This is a genomic window from Lysobacter sp. TAB13 (assembly GCF_052113885.1).
Taxonomy (GTDB): Bacteria; Pseudomonadota; Gammaproteobacteria; order Xanthomonadales; family Xanthomonadaceae; genus Lysobacter; species Lysobacter gummosus.
Genome location: NZ_JBFRDR010000009.1, coordinates 188,239 through 203,317 on the forward strand (window position 1 = coordinate 188,239; position 15,079 = coordinate 203,317).

A 15,079-nucleotide genomic window follows, 5' to 3' on the forward strand; every position below is an offset into this window, starting at 1 on the left:
CATCGCCGGCATTGCGTGCAGCAGACCGCCACTTCGGATGGGAAGCGCGAAACAAAAAAAAACGAAGCCGCCCGAAGCGAGTCGGGCGGCTTCGTTCGTATGCGTTGCCGTTACATGATGCAGCCGGCGTAGGCCTTCGACTTGGTCGTCACGATGCCCCAGCCCGGATCGCCGCACCCGGCCGGTTGCCGTATGCCGACCACCGTGCCGGCCGCGTCGTAGTAAACCACCGAGCAGTAACAGCCGGCGGCGTTGGCCGTCGTGCCGGCACCGGCGGAAATCGCCAACAAGGTTCCCAGTACGATCAACTTGATGTTGTGCATCGTCATCCTCTCCTTGACTGTCTTGCGATTCATTCCCCAATGCGGGCATGGCCCGGATTGAGGCGCTCACAACGAGGATCTGTCAGGGTTCTTGCGACCGCGATGGAGCGGTTGGAGACAAGAATCGCCTTACAGACGTGGCCGTGCTTCGACGTGTCCAGGAAAACGTATCCACGCGTCCGGTCCCGCGGACAGCGTTGCTTGGGTTGGCTCGGGCTTTACTGTGCAGCGGTCCCGCGGATTGCCCGCGCGATGTGGGGCTGGTTGGATGAGGCTCTCGCGAGCAATGCGCTGCATGCAAACGCAGCGCAGAATAAGACACGCGCGTCCTGGCACGATTTCAGGCTCACACGAATTCATAGTCGCATCAAGGGATTCGATGAAGAGATACTTTGACCGCGATCAAGAAACAACCTAAACAGGCGGCTGTGATGGGTGGCGCGAACGCCCCAGGTCCGGTGCATCGGCGATGCCGGCGGTCGCGCATCTCCCGCATCCGGGCCGATCGCTGGAGAACGCCGCCGAAAGCGCCCGCGCGACGTCGGTATCAACGGCACCAAGCCGTACAAGCTGAGGCAATTCATCAATGAATAAATCGATTCTTACATTCGCGATTGTGCTGCTCGCACTCGCGACGGCCGGCGTGCAAGCCTCCGAGCGAACGCGACACACTAGCCCGCCGCCGGAAGCCATATCGTCGCCGAACCACGACGACCGGTTGGCCGCGCAGTTGAAGCGCGACGAACAGATGATCGAAATGGCGGACAAAGCGATCGACGCATTCGCCAAGCTGCAGACGCCGCCAACCGGCGATCTGGTCTGGCTCGATGCGGACAAATCGAGCTTCGCGGTGCGCGAGCGCGCATCTTTCGCACTGTGCCGGTATCCGGCGGTGACGGCGCTGTCCGACCACAACAGCGGCGGCAACCGGGTGCTGCTTTCCTCGACGGCCCCATCGCTCGTGCCCAAAGGCGAGCAGAGCTATCGCAAAGCCGTCCCCAACTATGAGCGCGCCTCATTCGGTAACTGCGAAATCGTGGTTACATCCGTCCCATCGAGCGATCAGGCGTGGTTGGTATTCGCGGTAGCGCCGGCAGCCGCGGTGGTGCGGCCATAAGCACAACCCAACCGCCGCGGTGCGACAATATCCGGGTTGTCTCTGATGCCGCGCAGGGGCCGACACGAGGCGTGCCGGGCTGCGGGTTCAACCACTCATGCATCGAAAGGATTCCAGTTTGAACGATCAGTATCTGCGCTGCGCACGGATCGCAGCGCTTTGGTTGGGGCTCATGGGCGGCATCGGCGCAACGCAGGCGCAATTCGGCGCGACCGGCAGCAGCGAGCTGCCGCTGTCCCTGCTGCTGGGGCCCTGGATTATTCTCCTGTTTGTGTTGCCGGTAGCGGCGTGGCTGCGTCCCACCTGGCGGCCGCGGCTTTGCAAGGCGGTGCGTCGCGGCGTGCTGGCTTATCTGTTCATCGAATTCGTTCCGCTTCTGGTCTGCCTGTTGATAAAGGGCATATTCGGCGTCGGAGCAGAAGCGGGCCTGATGTCCTGGGCACTGACGATGATGGGAGTGATCTTTTCCGGGCTGGTGCTGCTCACCTTCATCTCGGTGGCGCTGGTGCTGGATTGGGTGGTTTCTCTGTTTCGCAGAACGCCCTCAGTCAACCAAGGTTGATGCGCCATGAGGCTCCCCATCAGAACCACCATCGTCGTCAATGGCGAGGAATGGGACTTCGAACGCGACATCCACACTGCGGCGCTTATAGACGGCACGGTCATCGTGACGTTCTTCCCGCGCGAGGGATTGCCTTCCATCGTTGCCCTGGACATGGATAGACGAACGCTTTGGCGCGACATCGATCTGCCGCATTTTCCAAGGCAGGAAGACCATCTGACCATGTACAGCATTTCAGGCGAGGAGCCGCTGAGCTTCTACATCTCGGAAGGCTATTTGCTTGAGGTAGAGGCGAAGACCGGGGAGCTGTTGGACATGCGATTCGTCAAATGAGGTCTTGAGTTCATCCCGGCCGAAACGCTACGCGGCGTTCGCGATAGTTCAAGCGCCTCGTCCAACGCGCAGGTGCTTGTTATCCTGCCGGCCTGCCATGGATTGGACTCGCCTTGTCGCCTCGACTTTCACACGCACGGACCCGCCGCGGCCGCATCGCCCGGCTTCGCGTCGCCGTCCCCGAGGATGAAGGCCGCTACTGCCTGCACTGGATCGACGAGACCGCCGCGGTCGAAGATCCACCTCGCCCGTTGTACGGCCGCGTGCAGGTGCGCGGGCAGGACGTGGCCGGAGAACCGGCACGCAGCCTGGCCGCGTTGGAGGCGATGATCGCGCTGGCCGCGCCGGTGACCCTGGGCTTGATCGCGACACGTGACGACGACGACTGGGTTCATTGGGCAGTCGCGGATGGCGGCACTCTGGCCATGATGCCGCCTCAACGTTCGCACTCGATCGATCAAGCCCTGGAGGGTTGCCAGCGCTGGCTGCCGGCGTTCCTCATCGCCTGCGCCGTCGCGGTGGCTTCGCTCTGGCTGATGATCGGAGAGCTCTCTGGGTTCATCGTTTTCTGGATCGTGCTGCTGGTCATCTCGATCGTGGCGACCGTGATGACCGGGACCATGCTGTATGAGCATGTCGCGACATTGCTCGAAAACTACCGCGCCGGCGACGCAATCCTGGCCTCGGAAGCCGGCTTGCGCCGGGCCCGCGCGCAGGCGAGCGAGCGTCCCGCGCCATCGGAGCCTGCATACGAGCCCGACGATCCGGACGAGGACGAGCGCGAAGACATCGACCCGTTCCCGGTTCGCCGTGCGCTGCCCGGCCGCGGTCGCAAACGCGGAGCACGTCGTGGACGCTAAGCCGCTCGAGTTGATGCAATTGCAAGGCGTGCTGGAAGGCCTTGAGGTGATGAAGACCGAAACCAGTGCCGGCCAGCGCCTGGGCTTCAACGCTTACCGCTTCTCGTTCGGCGAACGCAGCATGGTGCTCTACAGCCTGCGCGGCATCGGCAGCACCGCGCCGTTCCTCGCCGCCGGCGACCGCGTCGAGGTGATCGCCCATTGGCACGGAAACATGCCGCGCGAAGAAGGGCTGGTCTATGCGCTGCGCAATCTCGAAGACGGCCGCGTCTACCTCGCCCACGGGATCTTCCGCATCCGGTTTTCCGACCGCGCCATGACCACCTTCACCGCACGCTGGCTGCGGGACATGGTGCAAGTGCTGGGGATGCTGGCGCTGATGACGACGTTGCTGCTCGGTGTCATCAGTCTGTTCGTCGGCGCGGATTGGAGTCCGCTGCTGATCTGCGCGGGCGTTTGTGCAATCGGCATTGCAATGGTCGCGGTGTCGTATGCGATCGGCCGCGCGCTGTGGCGGCTGGGGTGGACTACTCAACGTCAGCGTTTGGCTCAACGCGTGTATGCGGCGTTTGGACTGGGGTCGCCGTTGGCTTCGCGCTTGCCGGCGCGGGTTTACGAGGTTTGAGGTCGCTTTCTGTATGCACGTTGGCCTAGCATTGATGGACCACAGAGAAGAAGATCTTGCGCTGGCTTGAATGACCGAGCCGTCGATCACTGAAAAAAAGGCCCCGTTATCGGGACCCTTTTTTGCTACATAATATGGAGGCGAATTACTTTTCTTTAGTGTATGAGCCAATTCCGGGCTCGAAAGCCACCGCTACTGCCCTGTCTGTTCCTCTGGTTATGTTTAGAGTCAATTCTGCCGGGCAGCCTTTCTTTTTCGTAGTGTAAAAATTTGCGCTGACCTGGTCCATGGAATGCACCGTGAGTGAAGACAAGTCAGATTGAGGTGATTTATTGAGGCACGCTCTCAGTCCATCTACTTTACCTGGATGTGCCCGTGGATCAGAAGAAGTAATCCCCTCCCGAACTAATTCAGCAATCTCTGAAAGCGATGCGGATGGGGCATTGCTGGAAACGGGGGAAAAATCTTCCGGCTTCAATTTCGCACATGAATGAAGCGCCAGCCTGTCTTGTTCATTTCTATCGACAACCTTTGGAACGCCATTTTCGACCTTAACTCCCAAAATTGTCTCATGCGTAGTGCACGCAATCGCGGCAATGTGCTCTGGGGGCGAGTAAAAGAAAAGGAAGAAGTCCACCTCGTCATCGCGTTGCGGGCTGAGTTCCGTGCGCCAAATTGACGTCACTCCTTCGGCGTTGCCAATCTCTTTGATCTGGATGGGGGTGAGCGTGGGTGCCGCCGCGCAAACTATAGGCGCGCCGGTGAGAGCTAAAAGAACGAGCGTAAAGCCTCTCATGATCATTTCCTATATCCGTTGGCGAGATTGAAAAGGTCTCTAGGCTGAACTCTTGGGCTTGCATCGTACGACATGATGCTACCAGTCCCATTGGGAGCATGATCAAGTCCGAGACTGTGGCCGTATTCATGACCCATCACACCTTCAGCTTTCCACGTATTGTAAGGGGAGACTAAAATTTTATTCGAGTTGATCGTGGCGGTAGCGACTACCTCACCTTTACATAGCTTCTCATTCCTTCGCTCCCAATCCCTATTGCCATAACGGAGTATGCGCCAGTCGCCCTCACTGGATACGGGAGTCAAAGTGAGTTCAGATCGATAATTCTTACCTTCATAGTTGCCTGTGGCGCCACTCCAGTAGCGATTCACGTCTGCCGCGGCATCTGATGCGCCTACACCAGATACTGTGAGGTCTCCGCGAATCACGGTGACGCCGTTTTCGTCGACGACTGATATTTTGCTTTGCCATGCATCATTTGCATGAACCATCGTCCACTTGTCATGGGCTGGTGCTTCAGGGCTTCCACTACATTTTGCGCATATGATGCCGCTGGCCAACCCATACATGTCTGAAAGATCGCCAGGACGGCCATATGAGTACAAATAAGTACTTGCACCGCCCCCGAGCCCTATTGGATCGCTTTGGATATAGCGGCCTGTGGTTGGATCGTAATCGCGGAAATAATTGTAGTTAAGGCCCGTGCTGGGGTCATAGCGCTGCCCAGGGAACCGCAGGTTGAAAACGAACGCGGTGCCATCAAGGTCGGGGTCTTGATTCGGCGGGCTGTTGCCGAACACCTCACTCTTGGCATCCCACGTCCAGATTGCAACGTTCCGCACAGGGTCGATAACAGAACGCGGCGTGCCCAGATGATCGGGCTGCACATACTTCAGTGATGCGGTCGCGCCCGCCCCGACCAACAGTCCCACCGGCGCATCGCCCATCCAGGCAGCCTGTTGAACGGCCGTGCCATTGCTGTCGTAATCGCCGACCCAATGCCCGGCTTCGTCGTAAAGCGTATAAATCGTGACTGATCCAGTATCACCGGTAATTGCGGCGACCCGCTCGCCCTTGGCGTTGTAGCGGTAGCCCATCTTCACCACGCCGCCCTGCTTAACCTGCTTCATCCGGTCGTTGGCGTTGTAGACGAACTCCTTGGCGGTGCCGCCGATGCTGATGGTATTGCCGACCGCGTCGTAGCCACGGTTGACCGCGCCGACACCGCTCAGGCGATGGCTGGTGGTCGGATAGTTATAGGTATCGGTGACCCCGCCATGCAGCAAGCTGGTGCGGTTGCCGGTGGCGTCGTAGTCGTAGGTCTCCAGCGGAGTGCCGGTCGAGCCGTCGCGGGTGATCTTCAAGCGGCCGACCGTGTCGTAGTCGTACTTAGCTTGGGACGAGCTTTGCAGGCCGTCTTTCAGCTCGCTCAGTTCGCCGACGGTGTTGTAGCCGTAACCAAGTGACAGGCCGCCGCTGGCGGGGTCGAAAACCGTCTTCGGGCGATAGTCGAGGTCGTAGCTTCGGCTGAGCGCGCGGCCGTTGCCGTAAGTCCAGCCGGTCACCGGGCCAAACGGTTCATACGCAGCGTTGTTCAACAGTATGGTACGCGCTTGCCCTGGCGGTTTAACGCCGATTTCCTTGATCCGTAACTGGCCGTCGCGTAGGTAATCGACCACGGTTCCGTCGGGATAGGTCATCGTCCTCAGGTAGCCTGTGACACCGTACGCATATCGCAGCAAGAAGCTTTTGCCTGCCACGATCTGCACTTTGCGTACGATCTGTCCGAAGCGGTCGTAGCAGTATTTCAGCTCGGTACCGTCAGCGCGCATGGCAGTCACACGGCCCACAGCAAAGTTTTCTCCGGCGACACACTGGGTATTGACGATGTCGTAGTCGTACTCGACATCAGCCGGACCGGTGGCGGTGTAAAAGATCGCCTTTGGACGATTCAAGGCGTCATAGACATAGCGATGCGCAACGGTGTCATTGGCGTCCTTCTTAGTCGCAAGCAGGCCACCCGCGTTATAGGTGTAGTCGGTGACGCCAGTATCCGGGCTGGTCAACGTCGTCTGATCGCCGAAGCCGTTGTAGGTGTATATGGTGTCAAGGCCTTTAGGGTCCTTCACCTTGATCACTTGGTCGAAGGCGTTGTACTCCAGGGTTGTCTGGGCCTTCAGTCCATCCACATCCTGCACCACAGTACTCAGGCGATTGAGCGGGTCGTATGTCTGGTCGTTCTTACGTAGCAACGCGTCCGTTGTCCGATCCGGATTGCCATTCTTATCGTACCGGTAGCCGGTAGGGTTCTGGGACGCGTCCTTGAGCGTTTCCAGTTGCCCAAGGATATTGAACACACGCGATAGGGTCTGCTTCAACGTGCCGCTCGAAGTCTTTGTGTCCTCTTGCTTACGGTTGCCTGCTAGGTCCAAGGTGTACTGGATGTAGCTACCGGCGTTGTCCGTGATGCGTGTAAGGCGCTGGGCGGCGTCATAGGTATAGCTTGTTACCACGTTACCCGGCAGAGTGACCTTCTTTACCACGCCGTTCGGCCAGTGTTCGATGCGAGTGACGCGATCATCGGTTTCTACGGCATTGTCGGCGCCGCGGACTTTGGTCGCGGTCAACCAGCCACGAGCGTTGTGCTCGTAGTCGGTGACCACCCCATTGGAATCGATGATGGACAGCGCACGACCTTGTGGATCGTAGCCAAGGACTTCGGTGGCGCGGCCGAGCGCATCGATGGTCTTGCGCAGGTCACCCTTGCGGTAGGTACACAGCGCAGGCTGGGTGGCGCAGGTGCTGTCGTCGCTGCCGTAGTACTCGAAGCGGACCACATCGCTGACGTCGCTGCGCGGGCCGTCGATCGACTTGGGCAGACCCAGGATCGGGCAGGGGCTGTTGCTGGCAGCGACGTCGGCGGCTTCGCAATAGGCGAAGGTCGTGGTTCGGACTTCGTTAGTGGTCGTATCGCGTACGGCGACGGAGGCCGGTTGCAGACGGGCATTGCGAACGATGCGGGTCTCACGATTGGCGATCGCCGAGAAGATCGCGCGGTTGCTGGCGATGTCGCTACGCTGAAGCGTCACGCGCTGTTGCGCGGTGCCGAGGGCCTGTGTGGCGGTCACGGTGCGCGCGAGCGCTCCGGTTACCGGATCGTTCGCTTCGGCGTAGGCATAGGTGGTCTTGACGTTCTTTCGGTCGGTGTCGCTTGCAGGACGGCCTCGGAAGTCACTGCCTTCGCTGTTGTAGGTGCGTCCAGCCGTCCCGCGATCATCGATCACGTCGCCCACCCGGCGCGGCAATGCGCCTGCCCGGTCGGTCAGCCCATAGGTCGTCTTGTGACCAAGCGCGTCGGTCACCACCGTGCCGCCCAGCGGTAGGTAACTTAGGGTGACGCCGTCTTTGCCGCCTTCGTGCTGGCTGGAGATCACCCGGCCCTTGGCGTCGTAGCCGAAGGTGCTGTAGCGGATCTGTCCCTCAATCGTCACGCCGGTCAGATGGCGCGGGAAGCGGGTGTCCTCATAATGGTATTTGCGGTATGCGCCACCGGGAAACGTAGCCGTCTCGACTTGGCGTCCCGCAGTGTAGGTATAGCTAGCTAACGTAGATCCTTCGGAGGTAACCGAAGTGATCAGAGCATCGCCGGAGCTGTCGGCGTAGTGCCACTGCAACGAGCGACCGGTTGAGTGAGTGACCTTATCTAGACGGCCGTAAGCGTCGTAGCTGTAAGCAAGTGCGGTCCCATCCTCGGCGCGCTGCTCAATTAAACGGCCCTTGCCGTCGAATGTCAGCACCTCGTCTTCGCGGTACAACACCCACTGCGCACCCGAGGGCTCCACCCGGTCGCCACTGTCGTCGGCAGCAAAGTAGGCGTTTCCAACCTTCTTGAAGCGCGTCTGATAACCGGCGCCGCCACTCAGACCGAGCGTATTCGGCGAGATACTCAAACGAACGTCTAACGAATGAGTCCAGCCCGTACCAAACCCGCCAGAAAATGCTCCAATGCTGGAGTGGTAGCTACGCACCAGCGCGATCCAACCTAGATCGAAATCGGTCTGATGCTCGATCTTCTCGCCGGTTTTAACGTTACAGGGATTGCCGACCTCGTCGCATTTCTCGATTATTTGGTTCGTAGTGACCGTCGCGACGATTTGATCGTTAGCGCAGGCTTGGTGCTGTATGTTCCAAGATGTGAATGGCTTGGGGCATTGAAAGTAGCGATAACGATTTAACGGGAGAACATGCTGGCTCACAACGCACGGGTGTTCTGGTGTATTGAGCCCGTCCAGAACCTGAAGGGTGTACTGCCGGGTCTCTATTTGGTCGGGGGCCGTTGGATCGGCAGGAACCCAGGGCGTCGCAGAAATGATCTTTGAGGATGGCGGGCATTGGTCATATAGCCTAGTGTCGGCATATTTGATGATCGCCGCTTCCGCTAGTGCTTGGGTGGTGAGAAAGCTCCCGCCTCCCATGTAATCCATGTAACTCCAATCCGGGTCCAATGGCCTCTGCAACCCCATCCAATAGGTGATGTTGGTTTTCCCGTCGTCGGTGACGACCGGTGCGCCCTTCACGGTGTCGACGTAGGGAAAAGGATTTGGCAACCCAGGAGGCAGGTCACTGGGCGGGGGGAGGGCCTTGATCGCCTCAGCTGCTTCGGCCTGCGTGTTATAGGTAGTGGCTTGGCCGGCTGGTACGGTGATTTGCCAACTGATCTGTGTCTCCTGCGCGCCGACGTTGGCGGCACCAAGAAGTAGACCCAGATAGGCGAAATGTCGAAGCCAGCCGGGCAGTCGGCTGCGATGAGACCAATCAGGTCTAGGCGTCATGCAACGAATCCTTGTGAACATGTTTAATTCCCTGAGTCGGAAAGGGGGAGTTTTCCGCAATACTCAACGCACACGGTGAGGCGCCCGGGGCAGAAGCGCGCCAGGCATCGGTGAACGACAAACAGAAAAAGCGATCGCCGGGATCGCTGAAGAAAAGTCGCGGGCTTCAGGCGCGTTCCCGCATTGCGAGAACGGCAGTACAACCGTCGTCGGCAAATCCATTTGCACGTGCTCCATGTCGGCTCGACCATTGTGATGGCCTGGGGTCGCTCCTGATGCGACACCTCCGGCTTAGCGACCGCCGGGTTTTCGCCGCGAGTATCGCATCGCGGCGCTTCGCGTCAATGCGAATAATTCGAGGATGTGATCAAAGCCAGCTTGTGACAGGCAGCAAAGATGCCTTGGTTCAGGCGGCACGTGCGCGCACCCGATATCGAAGGCATCCAAGCGTTCGGCTAAGTCGCCGGAACCTCGTTGGACGCATCGACAATCGCTGCAACGGCGTAACCATTGCGCGTAATCGCCTCCACCGTCTGCGCTACTGTCAGCCAGTTCTCGACCCGCACGATCTGCGCGTCGTGCTCGGCGTCTCGCTCGAAATTGATCCGGCTGCCAAGATCGGCACGAAGCACCGCTTCGGTGATCCGGCGCCGGGCCTCCGCGTCCATCGCACCCTGCAGTCGCAGCCTCATGGCACGGCCGCCCGCTTGAACGCGGCCACGTCCGCGGCTTCGGTAACGTCCGCTTCGCGCCACCACGGCGTCGTCGCCTGCGGGGAATGCAGATCGACGCGTTCGCCCATGCGCGGCGTCGTCAGGGCGACGCTGCGCTCGGTCGCGAGGGCGGAGACGCGTTCGAACGGTTCGGTCCACGGATGCATCGCCAGGTCGAAGGTGCCGTTGTGGATCGGCAGCAGCCAGCGGCCGCGAAGATCGATGTGCGCCTGCACGGTCTGCTCCGGCTGCATGTGGACGTGCGGCCAGTTCGCGTCATAGGCGCCGGTCTCCAGCATCGTCACATCGAACGGCCCGAAGCGGCGACCGATTTCCGCGAAGCCGTCGAAGTAGCCGGTGTCGCCACTGAAGAACAGTCGCAGCGACGGGCCGGTTTGCGGTTCATCGATGATGGTCCACGACGCCCACAGCGTCTTGTCGCTGTCGAACAGGCCGCGGCCGGAAAAGTGCTGCGCCGGCGTCGCGACGAAGCGCACGCCGTCGATGGTGGCGCCTTCCCACCAATCGAACTGCCGCACCTTTTCCGCATCGACGCCCCAGGCAATCAGCCGGTCGCCCACGCCCAGCGGGGTGAGAAACACCTCGGCCGTCTTCGCCAGCTGCAGCACGGTGTCGTAGTCGAGATGATCGAAGTGGTCGTGCGACAGGATCACGCCGCGCAACGGCGGCAGGTCGGCCAGCGCGATCGGCGGCGCGTGGAAACGCTTGGGCCCGATCCACTGCACCGGCGAGGCGCGTTCGGCGAACACCGGGTCGGTGATCCACCAGCCGCCGCGCAGTTTGATCAGCATCGTCGAGTGTCCCAGCCGGAACAGACTGTGGTCCGGCGCCTGCGCCAGCTGCTCCGGGGTGAGCGCCAGCACCGGCGGCGCGGCGGCCGGGACGGTGTCGGCCGGCTTGTTCCACAGCGCGTCGCCGATGATCCGCAGCATCTTCAACAACCCGGTGGCCGGGCGCGGGTTCGGGTTGCGGAAGCGTCCGTCCGTGAACTGCGGCGAGGCGGCGTACCCGGCGACGGGCAGGTTGGTCTTGGCGGCGGAAAGCGGGCAGGCAGTCACGATCAGGGCTCCGGTTAGCAGGCTGATTCGGCGCAGGCGGGAGGCTCGAGGCATGGGCCGATCAGGCTGTCTGAATAGTTACACTGCCCAGTGTAGTGTACTTTTTGAAAAAGTAAACCCATCGGTGTAACCTGTCGCCCATGACCGCTCCCGCCCCCCGCCTGACCGACCGCAAGCGCGCCGCCATCCTCGAGGCGGCGGTGACCGAGTTTCGCCAGGCCGGCTACGACGCCACCAGCATGGACCGCGTCGCGGCCAGCGCCGGCGTCTCCAAGCGCACCGTCTACAACCACTTCCCGAGCAAGGACGCGTTGTTCGCGCAAATCCTCCAGCAGTTGCTGGAGCGCGCCGTGGCATCGCCGGAGTTGGCCTACCGGCCGGACCGGCCGCTGCGGCCGCAACTGCTCGAACTGGTGCAGCAAAAGCTGCAGTTGCTGCACGACGAAGATTTCATCGAACTGGTGCGCGTGGCCATCGCCGCGATCATCCCTTCGCCCGAACGCGCGCAGGAAATGTTCGCGCGCATGGGCGACAAGGAAGAAGGCTTGACGGTGTGGATCCGCGCGGCGGCGGCGGATGGCCGCTTGAAGACGGAAGACCCGCGTTTCGCCTCGATGCTGCTGCAGGGCATGATCAAGGGCTTCGCGTTCTGGCCGCAGATCACGATGGGCCAACCGGTGTTGACGCCGGCCCAGCGCGATCAGGTGGCGAACACGGCCACCGATATGTTTCTGGCGCACTTCGCGGCTCAGTAAGCGCGGCGAGTGGCGATGATGCGGCGTTCGCTTGCGCCGCCTCGCAGGGCTGTCCACAAAGCGACGGCTTGAGTGAACTCAGCAAAGCGGCTCATCAACACCGCCGTTGATGGAAGTCTTCGTAACCTTGTCGGCCAATTCAACCGACGCCCAATACTCTCGGTAGCAAGCCGCCAGCGCTCCGCCGTCGTTGCTCATGAGCGACATCGCGCACCGCGCATGCGGCCGATTTCGCGCCGCGATAGTGCGCGATCATGCATCCTGCCTTGACCGAGTGCTCAGAAAAAAACCGTCGCAACAAGACTGTTTATCGCCAATCCATGCGCCCACAATCCGCCGTCCCATCAGCGGAGACGGACCATGAATCACTGGATATTCCTGGCTATTGCAATTATCGGAGAAGTCGTAGCAACGTCCGCGCTCAAGGCGAGCGACGGCTTCACCAAACTGGTTCCATCGATCGTGGTGGCCGCGGGGTACATGACCGCCTTCTACTTCCTGTCGATGGCGCTGCGGTCGATTCCAGTGGGTGTCGCCTATGCAATCTGGGCCGGTCTCGGGGTGGTGCTTGTCACTGTGTTTTCCTGGGTCTACTACGGGCAAAAGCTCGACGCTGCAGCCGCGGCGGGGATGGCGTTGATCGTGGCCGGAGTCGTTGTCATGAACCTGTTTTCGAAGACCGTTTCGCATTGATGCGCTCGGCCGATCGAATAAGAGGGAAGCATGATGATGATCGCCGTTGCCGCAGCCATTCGCTGCACCGTAGCCGGTGGCCGAAATAATCTTCAGACCGACCGAACAGAAATGGGGCCGGCGAACGATCCGGGCATGGTGACAACCCGGACAATTGCGCCGACCCCAGCAGCCTGTGTTTCAACAACGGCCACGGTTTCCGTATCGCGATGCTCGCCCGCCACGTGCGCAGGTGGTTCGGTTCCGGACTGCGTGAATCCGGCGACTACCTAGCCACGCATCGCCGACACTGGATCAGTAATCCCAGATGATCGGCACCCAGCGAAACGCGTCGCCGTCGGCCGCCACGCGACCGATCGACGGGAACGGCAGGTGCGCGGCCACCAGCAGGCCGCGGGTCTCCACCAGTTCCTGAAACAGACCGATGCGAACGCGCGCCGATTCCTCGGGGTCGTGCTCGAAGCCGTTGTGCCAGTCGGGATGATCGAATCCGACCGGGAACATGGCGTCGCCGGCGAACATCAGCCGTTCGCCGCCCGACACCAGATCGACCACGCTGTGTCCCGGGGTATGGCCGCCGGTGAGGCGAACGGTCACGCCCGGCGCGACTTCGTGCCGGTCTTGGAAGATCCGCAGATTGTCGCGGTATTCGTTATAGAAACTGGTGGCGGTCGAGCGCAGCACGCCCGGCACCGGCTTGGGCATGACGGTGTGGGAGAAATCCGGCGAGGTCCAGAACTCGACTTCGGCCGCGGCCACGTGGATGCGCACGTCCGGACGCAGGCGCTGCTTCACGCCGTCGGCGAGCAGCCCGCCGACGTGATCCATGTGCATGTGGGTGATCACCACGTCGGTGACGGACTCCAGCGCGATGCCGGCGGCTTCCAGTCGCTGCGGGAACTGTCCGGCGCGCGGAAAGCCGGAGAACTGGCTGCCCAGTCCGGCGTCGATGAGGATGGTCTGCTCGCCGCTGCGCGCGACCATCACGTTCAACGGCCAGTCGAACGCGTCCGGCGGCATGAACATGTGATCCAGCCAGTTCGCAAGATCGGTCGGATCGGCGTTGGTGGCCATCGTAGAGGTCGGCAGCGGCAGCACCCCGTCGCTGACCACCAGCGCATCGATCTCGCCGACGCGCAGCGCGTAACGGGACGGAACCAGTTCGTCCGGCCGCTGGGTGCCGGGGTGCAAGGTGGTATCTACGGAAAACATAGGGAAATCTCCGAAAGGACGACAGGATGTGCCGGGCCAGACCGGCCGCGCAGCCGGCAGCAGTCGCCGTTCGGCACGCAAGGTGCCGGGCAGGGCGCGGTGGAAGGCCGGATGCCATTTATAGGCAGGATGAGTGCGAGGCAGTAGGCCGCGAACGGGCCCACGGTGATGCCCGATACGCACCAAACGCATGAGCGCCGCGGCCCATGTCATCCTTATCGCCATCAGCGTTGCGAATCTTTCGTCGCTTCCAACCGAGAGCATCAGATGTCGACAGTCAACGGTATCGGTACCCGTTTCTTTGGGCGGTCCGAGCCCCGGCGGGATGGTTCCTATCTCGCTACCAAATGGTTCTGCGTGGTGATCCCGCTGATTCCGCTCGGCTCGTTCCGGCTGTGGCCGGAGGGGAGTTCCAGCCACGGATTGGGGATGTACTCGTCGTCCACGTTCCGCATCAAGGCGCAGGGGCTGTACCTGCCGCATGTCGGCAAGATCTACGGCCTGTATCTCGCGTTCTATCTGTTCATGGTGATCGCCGATCGGATAGGCAGCGGCGAATGGCGCTTTGCCTGAGGCATTGAGCGCACTGCCTGCGTTCCGGAGCGCCGGTTGCATCCGCCGAGGCGACGCCGCAGCGGATGCATTCGGCCGGGGCGGACGATTACCCGCAGCTATAGCGATGCAGGCACCGGTCGAGCTGGGCCTTGCAAGTCGTCCCGCCGACCCGCAGACAGCCCGAGTAAGCCTTCCAGCAACCTTCGCAAGGATCGGCGGCGTAGCTGGCCGTGCTGATCAACGCAAAACCGAACACGAACGCGGACATCGCGGCGACGCTGCGTTTGGACAATCGGATCATGGTTCTCTCCTGGTCGATGACGCAGCCGCTTGAGGCTGCCGCTCGCGCGATCACGGGCGGGCCGACGCTAGCGCCGCGTCGCCGCGCCGGCCCGGACGCAAAGCCGGAATCGCGGCAACTCGCAGTTCGGGCACATGCATATGCGCTTTGATGGCCATTGCGCCGCGATGCTGCCGCGCAACACGCTCTTCACGATCCGCTCGCCGCTGCGTAGCTGCACGATTGAGCCGCGACATGCGCGGGTCGCGGGAGAGCGCCCGGAAGCGTTGAACCTGCCGGATGTCCCGATTTACGGCGTCTAATGGCATAGGTCGGATTTATCT

General features: G+C 61.3%; 16 protein-coding genes. 9 read left to right on the forward strand and 7 right to left on the reverse strand.

What is annotated here, in order from left to right; all coding sequences use genetic code 11:
* Positions 1-110: 110 nt before the first annotated feature.
* Positions 111-323 (reverse strand): DUF6289 family protein, encoded by a 213-nt coding sequence (locus AB4Y92_RS13175; RefSeq protein ID WP_441820060.1) that lies wholly within the window; start codon positions 321-323, stop codon positions 111-113.
* Positions 324-909: 586 nt separating this feature from the next.
* On the opposite strand from AB4Y92_RS13175, the gene AB4Y92_RS13180 reads away from it, so the two are divergent.
* The 5 genes from AB4Y92_RS13180 to AB4Y92_RS13200 all read left to right on the forward strand — a co-directional run bounded on the left by AB4Y92_RS13180 (position 910) and on the right by AB4Y92_RS13200 (position 3,820).
* On the forward strand, positions 910-1,440 hold the full coding sequence (locus AB4Y92_RS13180) for a hypothetical protein (RefSeq protein WP_441820061.1): 531 nt from the start codon (positions 910-912) through the stop codon (positions 1,438-1,440).
* A gap of 118 nt (positions 1,441-1,558) precedes the next feature.
* Entirely contained in the window at positions 1,559-2,002 is a 444-nt protein-coding gene (locus tag AB4Y92_RS13185) for a hypothetical protein (protein WP_441820062.1), read from the forward strand.
* Between the two features lie 6 nt (positions 2,003-2,008).
* Positions 2,009-2,335, forward strand: coding sequence for a hypothetical protein (locus AB4Y92_RS13190; protein ID WP_441820063.1), 327 nt, complete (start codon positions 2,009-2,011; stop codon positions 2,333-2,335).
* 113 nt (positions 2,336-2,448) lie between these two features.
* Positions 2,449-3,195: a hypothetical protein gene (locus AB4Y92_RS13195; protein ID WP_441820064.1), complete on the forward strand. Its 747-nt coding sequence runs from the start codon at positions 2,449-2,451 to the stop codon at positions 3,193-3,195.
* Positions 3,185-3,820, forward strand: coding sequence for a hypothetical protein (locus AB4Y92_RS13200; RefSeq protein ID WP_441820065.1), 636 nt, complete (start codon positions 3,185-3,187; stop codon positions 3,818-3,820). Before AB4Y92_RS13195 ends, AB4Y92_RS13200 begins: the two co-directional genes overlap by 11 nt.
* A 145-nt stretch (positions 3,821-3,965) precedes the next feature.
* Here AB4Y92_RS13200 and AB4Y92_RS13205 read toward each other — a convergent pair whose 3' ends face one another.
* The 4 genes from AB4Y92_RS13205 to AB4Y92_RS13220 form a co-directional block, all read right to left on the reverse strand.
* A complete protein-coding gene (locus tag AB4Y92_RS13205) occupies positions 3,966-4,622 on the reverse strand; it encodes a hypothetical protein (protein ID WP_441820066.1) in 657 nt (218 codons plus the stop codon).
* Positions 4,619-9,448: an RHS repeat-associated core domain-containing protein gene (locus AB4Y92_RS13210; protein WP_441820067.1), complete on the reverse strand. Its 4,830-nt coding sequence runs from the start codon at positions 9,446-9,448 to the stop codon at positions 4,619-4,621. Before AB4Y92_RS13210 ends, AB4Y92_RS13205 begins: the two co-directional genes overlap by 4 nt.
* Before the next feature lie 455 nt (positions 9,449-9,903).
* Positions 9,904-10,140, reverse strand: coding sequence for a hypothetical protein (locus AB4Y92_RS13215; RefSeq protein WP_441820068.1), 237 nt, complete (start codon positions 10,138-10,140; stop codon positions 9,904-9,906).
* Positions 10,137-11,294, reverse strand: coding sequence for an MBL fold metallo-hydrolase (locus AB4Y92_RS13220; RefSeq protein ID WP_441820069.1), 1,158 nt, complete (start codon positions 11,292-11,294; stop codon positions 10,137-10,139). The genes AB4Y92_RS13215 and AB4Y92_RS13220 overlap by 4 nt, the downstream gene beginning before the upstream one ends.
* A gap of 86 nt (positions 11,295-11,380) precedes the next feature.
* Here AB4Y92_RS13220 and AB4Y92_RS13225 point away from each other — a divergent pair, with 86 nt between their 5' ends.
* Both AB4Y92_RS13225 and AB4Y92_RS13230 read left to right on the forward strand, forming a co-directional pair.
* Positions 11,381-11,995, forward strand: coding sequence for a TetR/AcrR family transcriptional regulator (locus tag AB4Y92_RS13225; RefSeq protein WP_441820070.1), 615 nt, complete (start codon positions 11,381-11,383; stop codon positions 11,993-11,995).
* Positions 11,996-12,355: 360 nt separating this feature from the next.
* The gene (locus AB4Y92_RS13230) at positions 12,356-12,688 is read left to right on the forward strand and encodes a DMT family transporter (RefSeq protein WP_441820071.1); all 333 of its coding nucleotides are present in this window, start codon (positions 12,356-12,358) and stop codon (positions 12,686-12,688) included.
* A 294-nt stretch (positions 12,689-12,982) separates the two neighbouring features.
* Here the strand turns inward: AB4Y92_RS13230 and AB4Y92_RS13235 are convergent, their stop codons facing one another.
* Positions 12,983-13,900 (reverse strand): MBL fold metallo-hydrolase, encoded by a 918-nt coding sequence (locus tag AB4Y92_RS13235; protein ID WP_441820072.1) that lies wholly within the window; start codon positions 13,898-13,900, stop codon positions 12,983-12,985.
* Between the two features lie 267 nt (positions 13,901-14,167).
* Here AB4Y92_RS13235 and AB4Y92_RS13240 point away from each other — a divergent pair, with 267 nt between their 5' ends.
* Entirely contained in the window at positions 14,168-14,473 is a 306-nt protein-coding gene (locus AB4Y92_RS13240) for a hypothetical protein (protein ID WP_441820073.1), read from the forward strand.
* 88 nt (positions 14,474-14,561) lie between these two features.
* On the opposite strand, the gene AB4Y92_RS13245 is transcribed toward AB4Y92_RS13240, so the two are convergent.
* Entirely contained in the window at positions 14,562-14,756 is a 195-nt protein-coding gene (locus AB4Y92_RS13245) for a hypothetical protein (RefSeq protein ID WP_441820074.1), read from the reverse strand.
* Positions 14,757-14,890: 134 nt separating this feature from the next.
* Between AB4Y92_RS13245 and AB4Y92_RS13250 the strand changes: the two genes are divergently transcribed.
* The gene (locus AB4Y92_RS13250; RefSeq protein WP_441820075.1) at positions 14,891-15,058 is read left to right on the forward strand and encodes a hypothetical protein; all 168 of its coding nucleotides are present in this window, start codon (positions 14,891-14,893) and stop codon (positions 15,056-15,058) included.
* The last annotated feature ends 21 nt before the right edge of the window (positions 15,059-15,079 follow it).